We start from the raw sequence: 16,891 nt of genomic DNA on the forward strand, positions 1-16,891 counted from the left end.
GACCAGGCCCCCGGCAGCGGTAGGCTCGACGGGCCCGGCACCGTACCCCGCGCCAAACCCTCCGGAGGGCCACGTGAACCTGCGCGACAAACTGCGCGGCCTGCTGGTCAGGCTCTACGCACGCCGGGTGGAGGGCCACCTCGACCACGCTCAGGTGCCCAAGCACATCGGCGTCATCATGGACGGCAACCGCCGCTGGGCGAAGGCCTCCGGCTCCACCACCGTCCACGGCCACCGGGCCGGTGCCGACAAGATCGAGGAGTTCCTCGGCTGGTGCACCGAGACCGATGTCGAGGTCGTCACCCTGTGGCTGCTGTCCACGGACAACTTCGACCGCCCGCAGGAGGAACTGGTCCCCCTGCTCGGCATCATCGAGGACGTCGTGCGCACCCTCGCCGCCGACGGCCGCTGGCGGGTGCACCACGTGGGCGCCATGGACCTGCTCCCCGGGGGCATGCAGGCCACCCTTAAGGAGGCCGAGGAGGCCACCGCCCACATCAAGGGGATAGTGGTCAACGTGGCCATCGGCTACGGCGGCCGGCAGGAGATCGCCGACGCCGTGCGCTCCATGCTCTTCGACGCCCAGGACAAGGGCGTCGCGATGGAGGACCTCGCCGAGTCCGTCGACATCGACATGATCGGCCGTCATCTCTACACCAGTGACCAGCCCGACCCCGACCTTGTCATCCGCACCAGCGGCGAGCAGCGGTTGTCCGGATTCATGCTCTGGCAGACCGCCCACTCCGAGTACCACTTCTGCGACGTCTACTGGCCGGCCTTCCGGAAGGTCGACTTCCTGCGCGCACTGCGCGACTACGCCGCACGTCACCGCCGGTACGGCGGCTGAGCCTGTACACAGGGGCCCCGCCGGTCACCCGACCGGCGGGGCCCATGTGTACCCCGCTTCGGGCGGACGTAACGAGGAGTTCACCGTCGTGCCGGTGGCCGCTTTTGCATGGCGGCGCTTGTTCGAGGGCATAGACCAAGCAGGTCGATGCCCGACCCGGGCGTCGGATCTCAGCGGGCGGCACGGGGTCGTCCGCCCGGGAGGCCCTTTGCACCAGCCCGACCGTACGACACCCGCACGGAAGCAGCCGCGGAGGTCCGGCTCCCGGCCCGCCGCGCGCACGGGCCGCCGACCGGCCCGGTCTCTTCTGCCCTCCCGGCCCGGCTTCCACTTCGTCGCTCCCCGACCTCATCCGAGGGGGTACGTCCTTCCGTGGTGACCAGCACAAAGCGCCACAAGCCAGACCGGCGCACCTATGTTCTCGACACCAGCGTCCTGCTGGCCGACCCGAACGCCCTGATCCGCTTCGAGGAGCACGAAGTGGTGCTCCCCATCGTGGTGGTCACGGAGCTGGAGGCCAAGCGGCACCACCCCGAACTCGGGTACTTCGCCCGCCAGGCGCTGCGCCTGCTGGACGAGTACCGGGTGCGGCACGGCCGCCTGGACGCCCCCATCCCGATCGGGGAACTGGGCGGGACCATGCGTGTCGAGCTCAACCACTCGGACCCCGGCGTGCTGCCCACCGGCTACCGCCTGGGGGACAACGACTCCCGCATCCTCGCGGTGGCCCGCAATCTGCAGGCCGAGGGGTTCGACGTCACCGTCGTCTCGAAGGACCTGCCGCTGCGCATCAAGGCCTCGTCCGTGGGCCTCCTCGCCGAGGAGTACCGGGCCGAGCTGGCCATCACGGAGAACTCCGGCTGGACCGGGATGAGCGAACTGACGCTCCCCGGCGAGCAGGTGGACGTCCTCTTCGAGGAGGGACACCTCTATGTACCGGAGGCGTCCGGCCTGCCCGTGCACACCGGCCTGACCATCCAGTCGGAGCGCGGCAAGGCGCTCGGCCGGGTCACCGCCGAGGGCAACGTCCGGCTGGTGCGCGGCGACCGGGAGGCGTTCGGCATCAAGGGACGCAGCGCCGAGCAGCGCATCGCCCTCGATCTGCTGCTCGACCCGGACGTCGGGATCGTCTCCATGGGCGGCCGGGCCGGCACCGGCAAGTCGGCGCTGGCGCTGTGCGCGGGTCTGGAGGCGGTGCTGGAGCGCCGTCAGCACCAGAAGGTCATGGTGTTCCGGCCGCTGTACGCGGTCGGCGGGCAGGAGTTGGGCTATCTGCCGGGCACCGAGGCGGAGAAGATGAGCCCCTGGGCACAGGCCGTCTTCGACACGCTGTCGGCGGTCACCAGCCGGGAGGTCATCGAGGAGGTCACCGCGCGCGGCATGCTGGAGGTGCTGCCGCTCACCCACATCCGCGGCCGCTCGCTGCACGACGCGTTCGTCATCGTGGACGAGGCGCAGTCGCTGGAGCGGAACGTGCTGCTGACGGTGCTGTCCCGGATCGGCGCCAACTCCCGGGTGGTGCTCACCCATGACGTGGCGCAGCGGGACAACCTGCGGGTGGGGCGCTACGACGGCGTGGTCGCCGTGGTGGAGAAGCTGAAGGGGCACCCGCTGTTCGCGCATGTCACGCTGACGCGCTCGGAGCGGTCGCAGATCGCCGCCCTGGTGACCGAAATGCTGGAGGACGGCCACATCTGAGCCGATAACACCCGTTGGCGCCGCCCGGCAAAGGCACCAGAGCCTACCGGGCGGCGCCTTCGTGTGTGGAGCTTTCCAGAATCCCCTTGGGCCAAACGGGATGTGAGCTTTCACACGCAACTCGGAATTGCCACCCGGCGTCCGGTTACGGCAGAGTCTCAGTCCTGTCAGGCCCCGCATACGACACAGCCGTACCCCCAGCGGTGTGGCACCACGAACGCACCAACTCCATAGAGTTCGTCGTATGCCGCCCGAGCACCACGCGGCGCTCCCCGCAGGGGGAGTTGCCCACCGGGCCCGCGCCTCCCGTGACCCCGCAGTTGGGAGGCCAGTGTCAGGGGCACGATTGCGTCCGCCAGGGTCACCGAAGCGGGCGATGCTGGAAGGAAACCGTGTGAGCCGGATTTCGGTCCGGGGATTCGCAGTGGCCTCGGCCACCGCGGTCACCGCCGTCGGAAGCGTCGTCGGAGTTGCCTCGGGCAGCGTCGCGCAGAACAACGACGCCGCGGAGCCGACGGCAGCAGCCGACACCACGCTCCTCGCGGACATACCGACGGGTCAGCAGGCCCAGGTCCAGTCCGCGACCCTGTCGCAGCAGGCCGACTCGCAGGCCATCGCCGCGGACGCGAGCGCCAAGAAGGACGCCGAGGAAGCGGCCCGCAAGGCCGCCGCCGAGACCGCGATCGCGAAGAAGGCCGCCGCCGAGAAGGCGGCCGAGGAGGCCAAGCAGCGCGCGGAGACCAAGGCCGCCGCCAGCCGTGGCGACATCAACGCCAGCTTCCCGGTGCAGGGCTCCTACACCATCGCCCAGATCCAGGCCATGGCGCGTCAGATCGTGCCGTCCGGCCAGTTCCAGTGCTTCAGCAACATCGTGAACCACGAGTCCAGCTGGAACTACCGCGCGGTCAACGCCTCGTCGGGCGCCTACGGCCTCGTCCAGGCCCTGCCCGGCGGCAAGATGGCCTCCGCGGGTGCCGACTGGCAGACCAACCCGGCCACGCAGATCAAGTGGGGCCTGAACTACATGAACCAGCGGTACGGCAGCCCCTGTGACGCCTGGACCTACTGGCAGGCCAACGGGAACTACTGAGTTCCGTCCCGCCACGCTCAACCTCGCGCAGCCCCTTCCCGTCCTCTGGGAAGGGGCTTTCGCCCTGTACGGTCGTAACCGCACGACTCCATGGGGGGAGTGGTGGCGAGAAGCGGGGGAAGAGGACGGATCATGTCGCGAGTGCCAGGGTGGCTCGGCAAGCTGGGTGCCGGTCTCACCGAGATGAGCGAACGGCTGGACGCCCGCCGTGCGGAGGTCGAGCAGGAGGACGCGGCCCCCGGGCCGCCTGCCGCGCCCGAACCGGCCCGCACGCAGCAGGCGGTGGCCGATGTGGCGCCCGACGCGGTGCCGCGCGCCCGCCGTCCTGTGCCGTCGGCGCCCGTCGCCCGTCCCGATCCCGCGCAGGCCGTGCCCTGGGGGGTGCGGGTCGCGGCCGAGGCCGGCTGGCGGCTGCTGGTGCTGGCGGGCACCGTCTGGGTGCTGATGCGGGTCATCAGCGCCATCCAGCTGGTGGTCTTCGCCTTCGTCATCGCGTTGCTGGTCACCGCGCTGCTGCAACCGACCGTCGCCCGGCTCACCCGCCGCGGGGTGCCGCGCGGTCCGGCCACCGCGCTCACCGCGATCAGCGGCTTCGTCGTCATCGGTCTGATGGGCTGGTTCGTGACCTGGCAGGTCATGGAGAACATCGACACGCTCTCCACCCAGATCCAGTCCGGCATCGACGATCTGCGCAACTGGCTGCTGAAGAGCCCCTTCCACGTCACCGACAAGCAGATCAACCAGATCGCCAAGAACCTGCGCGAGGCGATCGGCGCCAACGCCGACCAGATAACGTCCGCGGGCCTGGAGGGCGTTCAGGTCATCGTGGAGGCCCTCACCGGCATCCTGCTGGTGTTCTTCTCGACGCTCTTCCTGCTCTACGACGGCAGGCGCATCTGGCAGTGGTTCCTGAAGCTGGTGCCCTCCGCCGCCCGGGAGGGGGTGGCCGGCGCCGGTCCGCGCGCCTGGCGCACGCTGACCGCGTATGTGCGCGGCACGGTCCTGGTCGCCCTCATCGACGCGATCTTCATCGGCATCGGCATCTACTTCCTCGATGTGCCGATGGCGGTCCCGCTGGCCGTCTTCATCTTCCTGTTCTCGTTCATCCCGCTGGTCGGCGCGGTCGCCTCCGGGGCACTCGCGGTGATCGTGGCCCTGGTCACCCAGGGCGTCTTCACCGCCGTCATGACCCTGGTCGTGGTCCTCGCCGTGCAGCAGATCGAGGGGCATGTGCTGCAGCCCTTCATCCTGGGCCGCGCGGTGCGGGTGCACCCCCTCGCGGTGGTGCTGACCGTGGCGGCCGGCGGCATGGTGGCCGGCATCGGCGGCGCGGTGGTGGCCGTACCGCTGGTGGCGGTGACCAACACGGTGGTGGGCTATCTGCGGCAGTACTCAGCGGAGCTCCAGGAGCCCGGACCCGAATCCGGACCCGAACCCGGTCCCGGGCCGGAACCTGCCTCGGCCGAGCCCGTGGCGGAGGAGGAACGGAACGCCGAGGACCCCGCTCACCAGGGGTGAACGGGGTCCAGGGACAACGGTGACCTACTCGGCCAGGACGGCCTCGGCCTCCAGGGTGGCGCCGACCGCCTGCACGACGGCAGCGATCTTGAAGGCCTCCTGGACGGTGTCCCGCTCCATACCGGCCTTGCGCAGCACCTGCTCGTGCGAGTCCAGGCACATGCCGCAGCCGTTGATCGCGGAGACCGCGAACGACCACAGCTCGAAGTCGACCTTCTCCACGCCCGGGTTGCCGATGACGTTCATCCGCAGGCCCGCGCGCAGGGTGCCGTACTCGTGGTCCGACAGCAGGTGCCGGGTGCGGTAGAAGACGTTGTTCATCGCCATGATGGCGGCCGCGGACTTGGCCGCGGTGTACGCCTCCGGCGAGAGGTTCGCCTTCGCCTCCGGCTCCAGCTCACGCAGCACGATCGGGGAGCGCGAGGCGATGGCCGTGGCCAGCACCGTGCCCCACAGCTGCTGCGCCGGCAGGTCGGAGTTGCCGATGACCGAGCCCAGGTTGAGCTTGAGGTCCTTGGCGTAGTCCGGGATCCGGGACTTCAGCGAGTCGAGCGACATGGGTCACTCACCAGCCAGCAGCGCGACCGGGTCGAGGGTCTCGTCGCCCTTGCTCCAGTTGCAGGGGCACAGCTCGTCGGTCTGGAGCGCGTCCAGGACCCGCAGGACCTCCTTGGGGTTACGGCCCACGGAACCGGCGGTGACCATCGTGAACTGGATCTCGTGGTTCGGGTCCACGATGAACACGGCGCGCTGCGCGAAGCCGTCCTCGCCCTCGATGCCCAGGTCACGCATGAGCTCGTGCTTGGAGTCGGCCATCATCGGGAAGGGCAGCTCGGTCAGGTCCGGGTGGTCCTTGCGCCAGGCGTGGTGCACGAACTCGGAGTCGCCGGAGAAGCCGAGGATCTGGGCGTCGCGGTCGGCGAACTCGTCGTTCAGCTTGCCGAACGCGGCGATCTCGGTCGGGCAGACGAAGGTGAAGTCCTTCGGCCAGGCGAACACGACCAGCCACTTGCCCTCGTAGGACTTGTGGTTGATCTGCTCGAACTCCTTGCCCTTCTCCAGGGAGACGCAGGCGGTCAGATCGAACTCGGGGAACTTGTCACCGACAGTGAGCACAGGCTCTCCTTGCAGCGAAGAAGCACCCCTTTTGGGGGTGATTCCCATGGGTTGGACTCTGTCGATGTTGGCACAGGGTGCATTGATTAGGGAAATAGCTACACTCGGTCGTGTTGATCGGAGGTATCTATCAGTGACCATCAGTAACGGCAAGCGGAGGCAGCCCAGCCTCGCCCAGCTGCGGGCCTTCGCCGCCGTGGCCGAGCACCTGCACTTCAGGGACGCGGCGGCGGCCATCGGGATGAGCCAGCCCGCCCTGTCCGGCGCGGTCTCGGCGCTGGAGGAGACACTCGGCGTGACCCTCCTCGAGCGTACGACGCGCAAGGTACTGCTCTCGCCCGCGGGGGAGCGTCTGGCCGTGCGGGCCAGGGCCGTACTGGACGCCGTCGCCGCCCTCATGGAGGAGGCGGAGGCGGTCCGGGCGCCGTTCACCGGGGCGCTCCGGCTCGGCGTGATCCCGACCGTGGCACCGTATCTGCTGCCGACCGTGCTGCGGCTCGTGCACGAGCGCTATCCGCACCTGGACCTCCAGGTGCACGAGGAGCAGACCGCGAGCCTGGTCGACGGCCTGGGCACCGGCCGGCTCGACCTGCTGCTGCTCGCGGTCCCGCTCGGGGTGCCCGGCATAGTCGAACTGCCCCTGTTCGACGAGGACTTCGTGCTCGTCACCCCGCTCGACCACTGGCTCGGCGGCCGCGAGGGCATCCCGCGCGAGGCGCTGAAGGAACTCAACCTGCTGCTGCTGGACGAGGGGCACTGCCTGCGCGACCAGGCCCTGGAAATCTGCCGCGAGGCGGGCCGCGGACTGACGGGGGCGGGGCGGGGCCCCTCGGCCGAGGGCGGTGGGCGACGGGCGGGCGCCCCGGTCACCACGACCGCGGCCGGGCTGTCCACGCTGGTCCAGCTGGTCGCCGGCGGCCTCGGCTGCACCCTGCTGCCGCGCACCGCGCTCAAGCTGGAGACCACCCGCAGCAGCCAGTTGCTCACCGGCTACTTCGCCGACCCGGCCCCGAGCCGCCGGATCGCCCTGGCGATGCGCGCGGGAGCGGCACGCGGTGCCGAGTACGAGGAGCTGGCGGCGGCCCTGCGCGAGGCGATGCGGGCGCTGCCGGTACGGGTCCTCGGCAACGGCTGAGGGCCCCTCCCCGTCCGGGGAAGGGCCCTGTGCGGCACGGTTGTCACTCGGTGCGCAGTCCCTCCGGCCGCATCAGCCGCAGCAGCGGCGGCAGGCTCAGCAGGGTGACCACGAGGACCACCCCCGCGCCCGCGCCGGTCATCGTCAGCACGCTCGGCCAGTCCACGCCCAGCGGCGCGCCCACCATCTTCAGCAGCACCGTGCCCAGCGTCAGCCCGACGGCCGCCGCGAGCAGCAGGCCGAGCGCGACCGGGAGCGCGGTCTGCCACAGCACCGACAGGCCCAGGGTGCGCCGCCGGGTGCCGAAGGCCATCAGCGACGACAGCAGCTTCCTGCGCTCGCGCAGCTGCTCCAGCTGGGTGACCAGCAGGCTCGCGCCGATCAGCGCCAGCACGCAGATCGCGCCCGCGTACAGGCCGGTGCGGATGGAGGTGAACTTCTTGGACTGCTCGGTCGCCGACCATTCGATCGCCTCGGCGAACGGGTCGACCTGCGCCGCCGTGTTGCGGATGTACTCGGTCACCTCGGGCACCCGCGGGTCGAGCATGACGTACACCGCCCCGTCCAGCACCCGGTTCACCCGGTCGGGCACCGCGGGCCGGGTCACCAGGACGGCGCTGTTCCTCATGCCGTTGGGGCTGGTGATCGCGCGGGCCGGCTTGAGGCCCGCCGGTACGGTCCAGCGCACGTCGGGGCCGCGGCCGGTGCCGTCGGCCGTGTCGATGTGCAGCACCCGGCCCGGCCGGGTGAGCTTCGCGATGGCGGCGTCGTCGTCCTGGTCCCCGCCCGTCGACAGGAAGGCGTCCCCCTCGCGGCAGGAGGGCAGCCGGGCCACCTCGCGCAGGGAGGCGCAGGTGCCGGCGACCATCAGCACCGTGCTGTCCGCATCGGGCCAGTCCTTGTTCCCGAGCGACGTGCTGCCCAGCGAGACGGCCTTGCGCACGCCCTTGGTGGTGGTGAACCGGTCGGCGGCCGTGCGGAAGGGGGTGCCGTGGGACAGGTTGATCTGCATCTGGGCCCGGCTGAGGTCCTTCCCGGTGTCCTTGGTGTAGTCGCCCTCGACCCCCGCGAACAGCATCTGGAGCGCGATCGCCCCCGCCACCGCGACGGCGATGCCGTTCACCATGCGGGCCGCCGAGCCGCTGCTCAACTGGAGCCGCCGTACCGCGAGTTGCCAGGCCACCGCGCCGAGGTGCAGCCGGGCCACCACCGCCTCCACGGCCCATGGCAGCAGGGTGGTGACGCCGACGAGCAGCAGCAGTACGCCGCCGGTCACCAGGTACTGGTTGAACTCCCCGTCCGAGCGGCCCTTGTTGATCATCGGGGCGAGCAGGGCGAGGCCGCCCAGCGGCAGCAGCAGCCGCCACCACAGCCGGCGGCGCGCGGGCCTGGCGGTCCGCATCACGCCCAGCGGCTCGATGACCACCCCGCGCAGCGCGAACAGGGTGACCAGCACCGCCGCCGCCGGGACGGCGAGGGCGACCAGCGCGGCCAGCGCGGGCGAGGGATCGAGGTAGTCCGGGAACACGCTCATGCCCACGACCTCCACCGAACCCGCGAACCGGCGGCCCAGCAGGAAGAAGAGGGTGCCGAAGAGCAGCCCGACCAGTGATCCGGCCAGCGCCTCGCCCGCCGCGATCCGGCGGGTCATCCGGCTGTCGGAGCCCACCAGGCGCAGCGCGGCCAGTCTGCGGTCGCGCCGCTCGCCGCCGAAGCGCACGGCGGTCGCGATGAAGACGCCGACCGGCATCAGCAGCACCACGAAGACGAGCAGCACCAGCAGGATCAGCACCGGGTCCGTCCGGTTCGCCGGGGGCTTGTTCGGCGAGCCGAAGGTGCTGATCCGGGCGGTCTGGTAGCCGTTGATCTTCGGGGCCAGGTTCTTCGCCCCGGCGTAGTAGGCGAGTTCCTGCGAGCCCACGAGCCCGCTCTCGCCGATGGTGCCGGTGATCCGGTACGGCAGCCGCTCCCGCAGCAGCTTGCCCTCGCCCGAGCCGAGCAGCTCCTTCAGCGCGGGGGAGACCACCATCTCGCCCGGCGCCGGGTACGCCGACAGGCCCGGCGCGACGGGCGCCTTCGGCCCCTCGGGCTCCACCAGCCGGCCGCGCACGGTGCGGCCGCGGAACGCGGTGTCGGTATCGGCGATCACCAGGGTGTTCTCGGCCTTCGGCCGGTGCGGGCCGTACGTGTAGTCCGCGCGGGCCGCCTCCCGGTCGTGCCGTACCGCCAGCGCGTTCGGGATCGCGGTCGTCAGCAGCAGCAGAGCCACGCCCAGGCCGACCCCGACCGCCGTCAGCAGCACCCGGGTCCAGCCCTCGCGGCCCCCGGTGAAGGCGAATCGGAAGCCCAGGCCGAGGTCCCTGCCCCACTGGCGTGCGCTCATATGGCGCGCTCCATGTCCCGGGACCTGCCGTCGCGTACGACGATCTCCCGGTCGGAGTAGGCGGCGACGCGCGCCTCGTGGGTGACCAGGACGACGGCCGCGTTGGTGGAGCGGGCCGCGTCGGTCAGCAGCTCCATCACGCGTTCGCCGTTGAGGGAGTCGAGCGCACCGGTCGGCTCGTCCGCGAACACCACCCGGGGCCCGGTGACCAGGGCCCGCGCCACCGCGACGCGCTGCCCCTGGCCGCCGGAGACCTCGCCGGGCCGCTTGTCCTTGAGGCCGTCCACCTCCAGCCGCTCCATCCAGGCGAGGGCGGCCCGCTCGGCCTCCTTGCGGGAGGTGCCGTTCAGCCGCAGCGGCAGGGCCACGTTCTCCACACAGGTCAGTTCGGGCACCAGCTGGCCGAACTGGAAGACGAAGCCGAACTCGCTGCGGCGCAGCGCGCTGCGCTCGGCGTCGCTCATGCCGGCCAGCTCGCGCCCGGCGTAGGTGATGGAGCCCGAGTCGGGCGGCACGATGCCGGCGAGGCAGTGCAGCAGCGTCGACTTGCCGGAGCCGGAGGGGCCCATGACGGCGACGACCTCGCCGGGGTGGATGGAGAACTCGGCGCCGTCGAGGGCGACCGTGGGGCCGTACGCCTTGCGCAGGTCGTGCGCGGCCAGCAGGGAACCGGGGGGAGGGGTCACGAGGCGACCTCCGCCCGCAGCTTGTCCAGGCGCGCGGCGGTCAGTTCCAGCCAGCGCAGGTCGGCCTCCAGGTGGAACAGGGCGTGGTCGCAGATCAGCTGGTCGGCGAGGTCGCCCTTGCGCTTGCGGTCGGTCAGGATCCGCATGCTGCGCAGGTGTTCGGCGCGCTGGACGTCGAGGATGACGGAGGCGTCGCGATGGGTGAGCAGCGCGAGGACGACCTTGGTGTACAGGGTCGACTGGAGGTACTCCTCCGGCTTCTCCGGGGTGGCGAGCCAGCGCTGGACGTCGGTGACGCCGGCCTCGGTGATCGCGTACCGCTTGCGCTCGGGACCGCCGCCCGCCTCGATGCCGTCGACTTCCACGAGGCCGTGCTTCAGCAGCCGGGACATCGTGGAGTAGACCTGGCCGTAGTGCAGGGGGCGATCCTGACCGAACTTCTCGTCGAAGGCCCGCTTGAGGTCGTAACCGTGGCGCGGGCCGGACTCCAGGAGCCCTAGGAGGGTGTGACCGATGGACATGAGGAGCACTCTACATACCGTGTATACGCGGTAGGTATACACCGCAGGTGCAGCCCAACGCGGAGGGTGCTACCTCGCAGGTGAGGGCCCTTTGTCACGGTTCCGAGACAGGCCGCCGCACCGGGACTCCGGCCCGAAGACTTCCGGCCGACGGGCAACCTTGGCCCCCCGGTAACCGTCGGTTCCTTTGGGGTGGGTGCTGATTCTCACGTCCGTAAAAGAGCGGATCGGTTGCCCTTTGTCATATAGGCGGGTGTTAGCTTTCGGAGCTGACCAACGAGACGGAAGCGGAGCGGTAGACCCATGGGACGAGCGGAAGAGAGACGAGCGCGACAGCGCGGCGGCCACCGCGCGGCGCCCCAGCGTCGCCGCTCGGCACCCGAGACCGGCAACCGGTCGGCGGGCCCGGCCGGCGGGGGAGCGCCCCGCAAGAGCCTCCTGCGCCGGATCTTCTCCTGGAAGAAGATCCTCGGGACGTTCTTCGGACTGTGCCTGCTGGGCATAGCCGGCTTCGCCGTGCTGTACATGGTCGTGGACGTGCCGGAGGGCAATGCGCTCGCCACCCAGGAGAGCAACGTCTACAAGTACAGCGACGGCACCCTGCTCGCCCGTGTCGGCGAGACCAACCGCGAGAGCGTGGACCTGGACAAGGTCCCGAAGGACGTGCAGCACACCTTCGTCGCCGCCGAGAACAAGACCTTCTACACGGACTCCGGCATCGACCTCAGGGGTCTCGCCCGCGGCCTGTACAACACGGCGAGGGGACGCGGCACCCAGGGCGGCTCCACCATCACCCAGCAGTACGTCAAGAACTACTACCTGAGCCAGGACCAGACGGTCACCCGCAAGCTCAAGGAGATGGTCATCTCCTTGAAGGTCGACCAGAAGAAATCCAAGGACGACATCCTCGCGGGCTACATCAACACCAGCTACTACGGCCGCGGCGCCTACGGCATCCAGGCCGCCGCCCAGGCCTACTACCGCACCGACGCCCAGAACCTCACGGTCGAACAGGGCGCGTACCTCGCCGCGCTGCTCCAGGCGCCCAGCCAGTACGACTGGGCGGTGGCGACCCCCACCGGCAAGAAGCTGGTGCAGGCGCGCTGGAACTACGTCCTGGACAACATGGTCAAGCAGCACTGGCTGGACCCGGCCAAGCGGCAGGCCATGAAGTTCCCCAAGCCGAAGGAGCCCAAGGGCACCCCCGGCGAGGAGGGCGAGAAGGGCTACCTGGTCGAGCTGGCCAACCAGCAGCTGGAGGACCAGCTGATGTCCGAGGAGGGCATCAGCCACCAGGACGCCGTGCAGCAGGTGGTCAACCGCGGCTGGACCATCACCCTCAACGTCGACAAGAAGAAGCAGGCCGCGCTGGAACGGGCCGTCAAGGAGCAGCTGACCAGCAAGCTCGACCCCAAGCAGCGCAAGGTCGACGGCGATGTGCAGGCCGGCGCGGTCTCGGTGGACCCCAAGACGGGGAAGATCGTCGCCATGTACGGCGGCACGGACCACTTCAAGCACTGGACCAACAACGCCACCCGCAAGGACTACCAGCCCGCCTCCACCTTCAAGCCGGTCATCCTCGCCGCGGCGCTCCAGCAGGGCTCCGTCACCCAGGACGGCAAGCCGATCAACGCCGACACGGTGTACGACGGCACCAGCGGCCGCCAGGTCGTGGACCACGGCGCCAGGGTCGGCTTCGGCCCGCCGAACGAGGACGACGTGAACTACGGGCCCGTCACCGTCCAGAAGGCCATGAACGACTCCGTCAACTCCGTCTTCGCACAGATGGGTGTCGACGTGGGCATGAGCAAGGTGATGAGCACGGCCAAGCAGCTCGGCATGGACACCGAGGGCATGCAGGCCGTCCCCGCCCAGACGCTCGGCTCGATGGGCGCGAGCCCGCTGGAGATGGCCGGGATCTACGCCACCCTCGACAACCACGGCAACAAGGTCACGCCGACCATCGTCAAGGACGCCGAGCAGAAGGACCGCAAGGTCACCATGCCGAACCCGATCGGCGGCCCGGCGATCAGCCGTACCGCCGCCGACAGCGTGACCTCGGTGCTGACCGGTGTGGTCGACGACGGCACCGCCAACCGCAGTGTGGCGAACAACCCGCTGCGGGCCGGCCAGCAGGTCGCGGGCAAGACCGGTACCTCCGACTGCGACCTCTCGGCCTGGTTCACCGGCTACACCCCGGACCTGGTCACCTCCGTCGGCCTGTTCGGCGAGGCCGGCAAGGCGGGCGGCACCGGCTGCAACGGCGCGACGGTCAAGAAGCAGGACCACGTGCCCCTGACCGGCGCCCTGGGCGGCGGCCGCGTCAACGGCGGTGGCCCCCCGGCCGAGATCTGGGCGGCCTACACCTTCGGCGTGACGCACGCGGCCAAGTTCGACCTGGACACCTCGCAGGGCGCGGCCGTCGAGACGCCGACCCCCTCGATGAGCAGCCAGAGCCCGTCGCAGTCGCCGTCGCAGTCGCCGTCCGGCACCCCGACGTCGTCCGGCTCGCCGTCGCAGTCGCCGTCCCAGTCGCCGAGCCAGTCGCCGTCGCAGTCGCCCTCGCAGTCCCCGAGCCAGTCGCCGTCGCAGTCGCCGACGACCGATCCCACGGACGAGAACCCGCTGGGACAGCTCGGCGACCAGCGGGAGCAACTGCACCAGCAACGGCAGCAGCAACAGCCGTAGCCGGAGAAGAGGGAGGGGCGCCCGGTGCACACCGGGCGCCCCTCCCTCATCACCGCTCAGCCGCGGTGCAGCTCGAACCAGACCACCTTGCCGGTGCTCAGCCGGGTCGCGCCCCAGCGCCGGGCCATCTTGTTGACCAGGTACAGACCCCGGCCGCCCTCGTCGGTCGCGCGGGCCTGCCGCAGCCGGGGCAGCTGCGGCACGTCGTCACCGACCTCGCAGCGCAGCACATGGGTGCGCAGCAACCGCAGGGTCACCGGCCGGGACGCGTACCGCACGGCGTTCGTCACGACCTCGCTGACCAGCAGCTCCACCGAGTCGGTGAGGTCCTCCATGTCCCAGCGGGCGAGCGCGCGCCGGGCCAGCCGGCGGGCCTGCCCGGGGGCCGTCTCCTCCGGCTCCAGCGTCCAGTACGCCACATCGCTCGGCGCGATCCCGTCGAAGCGGGCGGCGAGCAGCGCGATGTCGTCGTCCCGGTCGCCCGGGCCGAGCATGTCGAGGACCTCGTCGCACAGGGCCTCCAGCGGCGGCGGATGGTCCGGACCGGTCAGCTGCGCGGTGGCGGCGAGCCGTTCGCGCAGCTGCTCTATGCCCGTCCACACGTCCCGCAGCCGGGACTCCACCAGGCCGTCGGTGTACAGCAGCAGCGTGGCCCCGGCGGGCGCGTCCAGCTCGACGGCCTCGAAGTCCACCCCGCCGACGCCGATCGGCGCGCCCGGCGGCACTCGCAGCACCTCGGCCCGCCCGCCCAGGTGCAGCAGCACGGGCGGCGGATGGCCGGCGTTGGCGATGGTGATGCGGTGCGTGACCGGGTCGTAGACCGCGTACAGGCAGGTCGCCATGCGGTCGGTGCCGAGCCGCTGCGCCTGCTCGTCCAGGTGGTGCAGCACCTCCTGCGGCGGCAGATCGAGACCGGCCAGGGTCTGCGCGGTGGTGCGCAGCTGGCCCATGATCGCGGCGGAGGTCATGGAGTGGCCCATGACATCGCCGACCACCAGCGCGACCCGGCTGCCGGGCAGCGGGATCGCGTCGTACCAGTCGCCGCCCACCCGCGCGGTCTCCGCCGCCGGCAGGTACCGCGAGGCGAGCCGCACGCCCGTCGGGCGGGGCAGGGTCTCGGGCAGCATGGTGCGCTGCAACTCGTCGGCGATGTAGGCCTCACGGCCGTACAGCACCGCCTTGTCGATGCCGAGCGCGCTGTGCGTGGCGAGCTGGGCCGCCACCAGCAGGTCGTCCGTCTCGAACGCCGGCCGCTCGGGGCGGCGCAGGAACAGGGCCGCGCCGATCACCCGGCGCCGGCCGCGCAGCGGCGCGAGGATCGCGTGCTGCCCGGACGGTACGAGGGCCTCCGCGCCCTCGCCCAGCAGCTCGGGCAGCGCGGCCCGGGCGGCCGGCGCGTCCGCGAACACCGGGCGCACCCCGCGCAGCACCTCGTTGAGCGCGCCGCCGGGCCGCACCTCGCACAGCTCGGTCGTCAGCGACGACAGTTCCGCCAGCGCGATCGGCTCCGGCTCCGGCTCGAACGCCTGGGGCAGCAGGACGCCGTCGGTGTCCCGCTCCTCCGGTATGCGGTCGGTACGGCGCAGCCGCAGCACCACCGGCCCGGTGGGCCGTTCGTCGCCGACCGGCAGCGGGTCGCGCAGATAGACCAGGATCGCGTCCGAGAAGGTCGGCACCGTGGCCCGGCACAGCCCCATCACGATCTCGTCCAGGTCCAGACCGCGGGCGATCCGCCGGGTGGCCGCGCCCACGAACCTGAGCCGGTCCCCGTCACGCCGCATCGGCATCGGCCGCCCCGGCGGCAGACCCCGCCCGGTACGGCGCTCCGGGCCGCCCGGTGCCCGTTCCTGGTCGGCGCCGGGCTGCGGCGGAATGACCTCGGGTGCGGGGCGCGGCCGATGGGCCGCGCCGGCGTCCGCGGTGGCGGGCTGGGAGTGCTCCGGACCGTTGACTGGGGGCTCCTTCCCCTTGCCGTCCATTGCCTGGCCACAGGGGGTGGCCGTGCCCGGTCCCGAGGGCGTCCCGTCCGCCCGTGCCTGCACGGGTAAGACGGGGGTGCCGACCGGTTCCGGGGCACGCACAAGCGCCCCGCGGCCCTCCGCGGGGTCGGCGCCCGGCTGAGGGCGCTCGAAGGAGGTGGGCTGCTCCGTCACGCGTGTCGCATCCATCCGTCCGGGGCTGCGCGCCGGGCGCGCAGTTGGTCCCGCAGAAGTCCCGATACCCGCAATATGTGTCCCGGGAACGGATTTTCCGCGTGCCCGGAGGATGTTCCCGTGCCACCGGCGAGGCCTGCGCGGCCGGTGCTGCCCTGATACCCCTCGTTCACGTCCTTGCCGCCCCTCGGTGACGATCGGTCAAGCCCGGCGCACACCCCGGAAGTTGTCGCTCCGAAGCGCCCTTGCGGAGGACGATCCTACGTTTCTCGCCCGGGGGCGCATCAAGAGTCTCATGAGGACACATGCGCGGGCGTGCGGTCCCAGTCCTCGGGGAGTGACGGTACCGCCCAGGAGGCGTCGGGTCGCCACCCCGGCCAGCCGTCCGAGAACGGCGGCCCCCATTCCTCGATCGCCGCGACCGCCGCGCGCCCGGCCGCCCGGACCCGCTCGGCGGTCCGCGCGGGCATCAGGCCGTCCCGCTGGGCCTGCGCGAACTCGTCCTCGTCCCGCCACCGCCAACTGCGGTCCGGGCGTACGTCGATGTCCAGGAAGTGATCCTCGGAGTCCACCCCGCCCGCCCAGCGGACCAGCGGTTCCTCCAGATTGACGTACCAGTTCTTGAACCGCCAGCCCGGCTCCCAGAACAGCCACACCGACCAGGGCACACCGGGCTGGGCCAGCTTCAGCACCCCGGTGCCCAGCCAGCGGCCGCGGCGCACCGTGCGCGGCTTGGTGTAGCGGGACTCCAGCGGCTCGCGGTGCACCGGGGTGCCGTCGGCCAGGGCAGGCTTCACGCACTCGGTGCCGGGGGCCAGCCAGACCGCGAGCAGTTCGGCGTCGTCGCGTACGACGGTGACGGGCCGGGCGATGTGGAACCGCTCGCCGCCGTTCTCCCGGTAACGCCACAGGATCGGGGTCCCCGGCGCCCAGTACGCCGCGGGACCCGCCGCCGCTTGTCGCATCGTCGCGTCGTCCGTCATGGGCAGATATTAGGTGCCGCGCGGATGCGGCGCTGCGGCGCGGGTCACGGTCGCCGCGGGTGGCCGGAAAGCT

At 71.2% G+C, this 16,891-nt stretch carries 13 protein-coding genes; 6 read left to right on the forward strand and 7 right to left on the reverse strand.

The genetic code is table 11. From position 1 onward, the window contains the following. The first annotated feature begins 73 nt into the window (after positions 1-73). The 4 genes from FRZ03_RS13845 (at position 74) to FRZ03_RS13860 (ending at position 5,153) form a co-directional block, all read left to right on the forward strand. Positions 74-847, forward strand: a complete 774-nt coding sequence (locus FRZ03_RS13845) for an isoprenyl transferase (protein WP_146465453.1) — start codon at positions 74-76, stop codon at positions 845-847. 372 nt (positions 848-1,219) lie between these two features. Then, positions 1,220-2,545: a PhoH family protein gene (locus FRZ03_RS13850; RefSeq protein ID WP_146465454.1), complete on the forward strand. Its 1,326-nt coding sequence runs from the start codon at positions 1,220-1,222 to the stop codon at positions 2,543-2,545. A 394-nt stretch (positions 2,546-2,939) separates the two neighbouring features. Then, the gene (locus tag FRZ03_RS13855) at positions 2,940-3,635 is read left to right on the forward strand and encodes an aggregation-promoting factor C-terminal-like domain-containing protein (protein ID WP_177330118.1); all 696 of its coding nucleotides are present in this window, start codon (positions 2,940-2,942) and stop codon (positions 3,633-3,635) included. Between the two features lie 132 nt (positions 3,636-3,767). Further along, entirely contained in the window at positions 3,768-5,153 is a 1,386-nt protein-coding gene (locus FRZ03_RS13860; protein ID WP_146465455.1) for an AI-2E family transporter, read from the forward strand. A gap of 24 nt (positions 5,154-5,177) precedes the next feature. Here FRZ03_RS13860 and FRZ03_RS13865 read toward each other — a convergent pair whose 3' ends face one another. Then, positions 5,178-5,711, reverse strand: coding sequence for an alkyl hydroperoxide reductase (locus tag FRZ03_RS13865; RefSeq protein ID WP_146465456.1), 534 nt, complete (start codon positions 5,709-5,711; stop codon positions 5,178-5,180). A gap of 3 nt (positions 5,712-5,714) precedes the next feature. Continuing rightward, positions 5,715-6,269, reverse strand: coding sequence for a peroxiredoxin (locus FRZ03_RS13870; RefSeq protein ID WP_070029114.1), 555 nt, complete (start codon positions 6,267-6,269; stop codon positions 5,715-5,717). 139 nt (positions 6,270-6,408) lie between these two features. On the opposite strand from FRZ03_RS13870, the gene FRZ03_RS13875 reads away from it, so the two are divergent. After that, complete coding sequence (locus tag FRZ03_RS13875; RefSeq protein ID WP_398660291.1) at positions 6,409-7,404, forward strand: LysR substrate-binding domain-containing protein; 996 nt, start codon at positions 6,409-6,411, stop codon at positions 7,402-7,404. A 43-nt stretch (positions 7,405-7,447) separates the two neighbouring features. Here FRZ03_RS13875 and FRZ03_RS13880 read toward each other — a convergent pair whose 3' ends face one another. From FRZ03_RS13880 to FRZ03_RS13890, 3 genes are read right to left on the reverse strand one after another with little or no spacing between them, the layout of a single operon-like run. Then, a complete protein-coding gene (locus tag FRZ03_RS13880; RefSeq protein WP_146465458.1) occupies positions 7,448-9,787 on the reverse strand; it encodes an FtsX-like permease family protein in 2,340 nt (779 codons plus the stop codon). Beyond that, positions 9,784-10,473: an ABC transporter ATP-binding protein gene (locus tag FRZ03_RS13885; protein WP_146465459.1), complete on the reverse strand. Its 690-nt coding sequence runs from the start codon at positions 10,471-10,473 to the stop codon at positions 9,784-9,786. The genes FRZ03_RS13880 and FRZ03_RS13885 overlap by 4 nt, the downstream gene beginning before the upstream one ends. Continuing rightward, positions 10,470-10,994 (reverse strand): PadR family transcriptional regulator, encoded by a 525-nt coding sequence (locus FRZ03_RS13890; protein ID WP_070029103.1) that lies wholly within the window; start codon positions 10,992-10,994, stop codon positions 10,470-10,472. The genes FRZ03_RS13885 and FRZ03_RS13890 overlap by 4 nt, the downstream gene beginning before the upstream one ends. A 303-nt stretch (positions 10,995-11,297) precedes the next feature. Here FRZ03_RS13890 and FRZ03_RS13895 point away from each other — a divergent pair, with 303 nt between their 5' ends. Further along, the gene (locus FRZ03_RS13895; protein WP_146465460.1) at positions 11,298-13,682 is read left to right on the forward strand and encodes a transglycosylase domain-containing protein; all 2,385 of its coding nucleotides are present in this window, start codon (positions 11,298-11,300) and stop codon (positions 13,680-13,682) included. A gap of 56 nt (positions 13,683-13,738) precedes the next feature. On the opposite strand, the gene FRZ03_RS13900 is transcribed toward FRZ03_RS13895, so the two are convergent. Both FRZ03_RS13900 and fomD read right to left on the reverse strand, forming a co-directional pair. Next, positions 13,739-15,835: an ATP-binding SpoIIE family protein phosphatase gene (locus FRZ03_RS13900; RefSeq protein ID WP_146465461.1), complete on the reverse strand. Its 2,097-nt coding sequence runs from the start codon at positions 15,833-15,835 to the stop codon at positions 13,739-13,741. A 293-nt stretch (positions 15,836-16,128) separates the two neighbouring features. Continuing rightward, a complete protein-coding gene (fomD, locus tag FRZ03_RS13905; protein WP_186785412.1) occupies positions 16,129-16,818 on the reverse strand; it encodes a cytidylyl-2-hydroxypropylphosphonate hydrolase in 690 nt (229 codons plus the stop codon). Between the last annotated feature and the right edge of the window lie 73 nt (positions 16,819-16,891).

The sequence above is a fragment of the Streptomyces misionensis genome, assembly GCF_007896895.1.
Lineage (GTDB): Bacteria > Actinomycetota > Actinomycetes > Streptomycetales > Streptomycetaceae > Streptomyces > Streptomyces misionensis_A.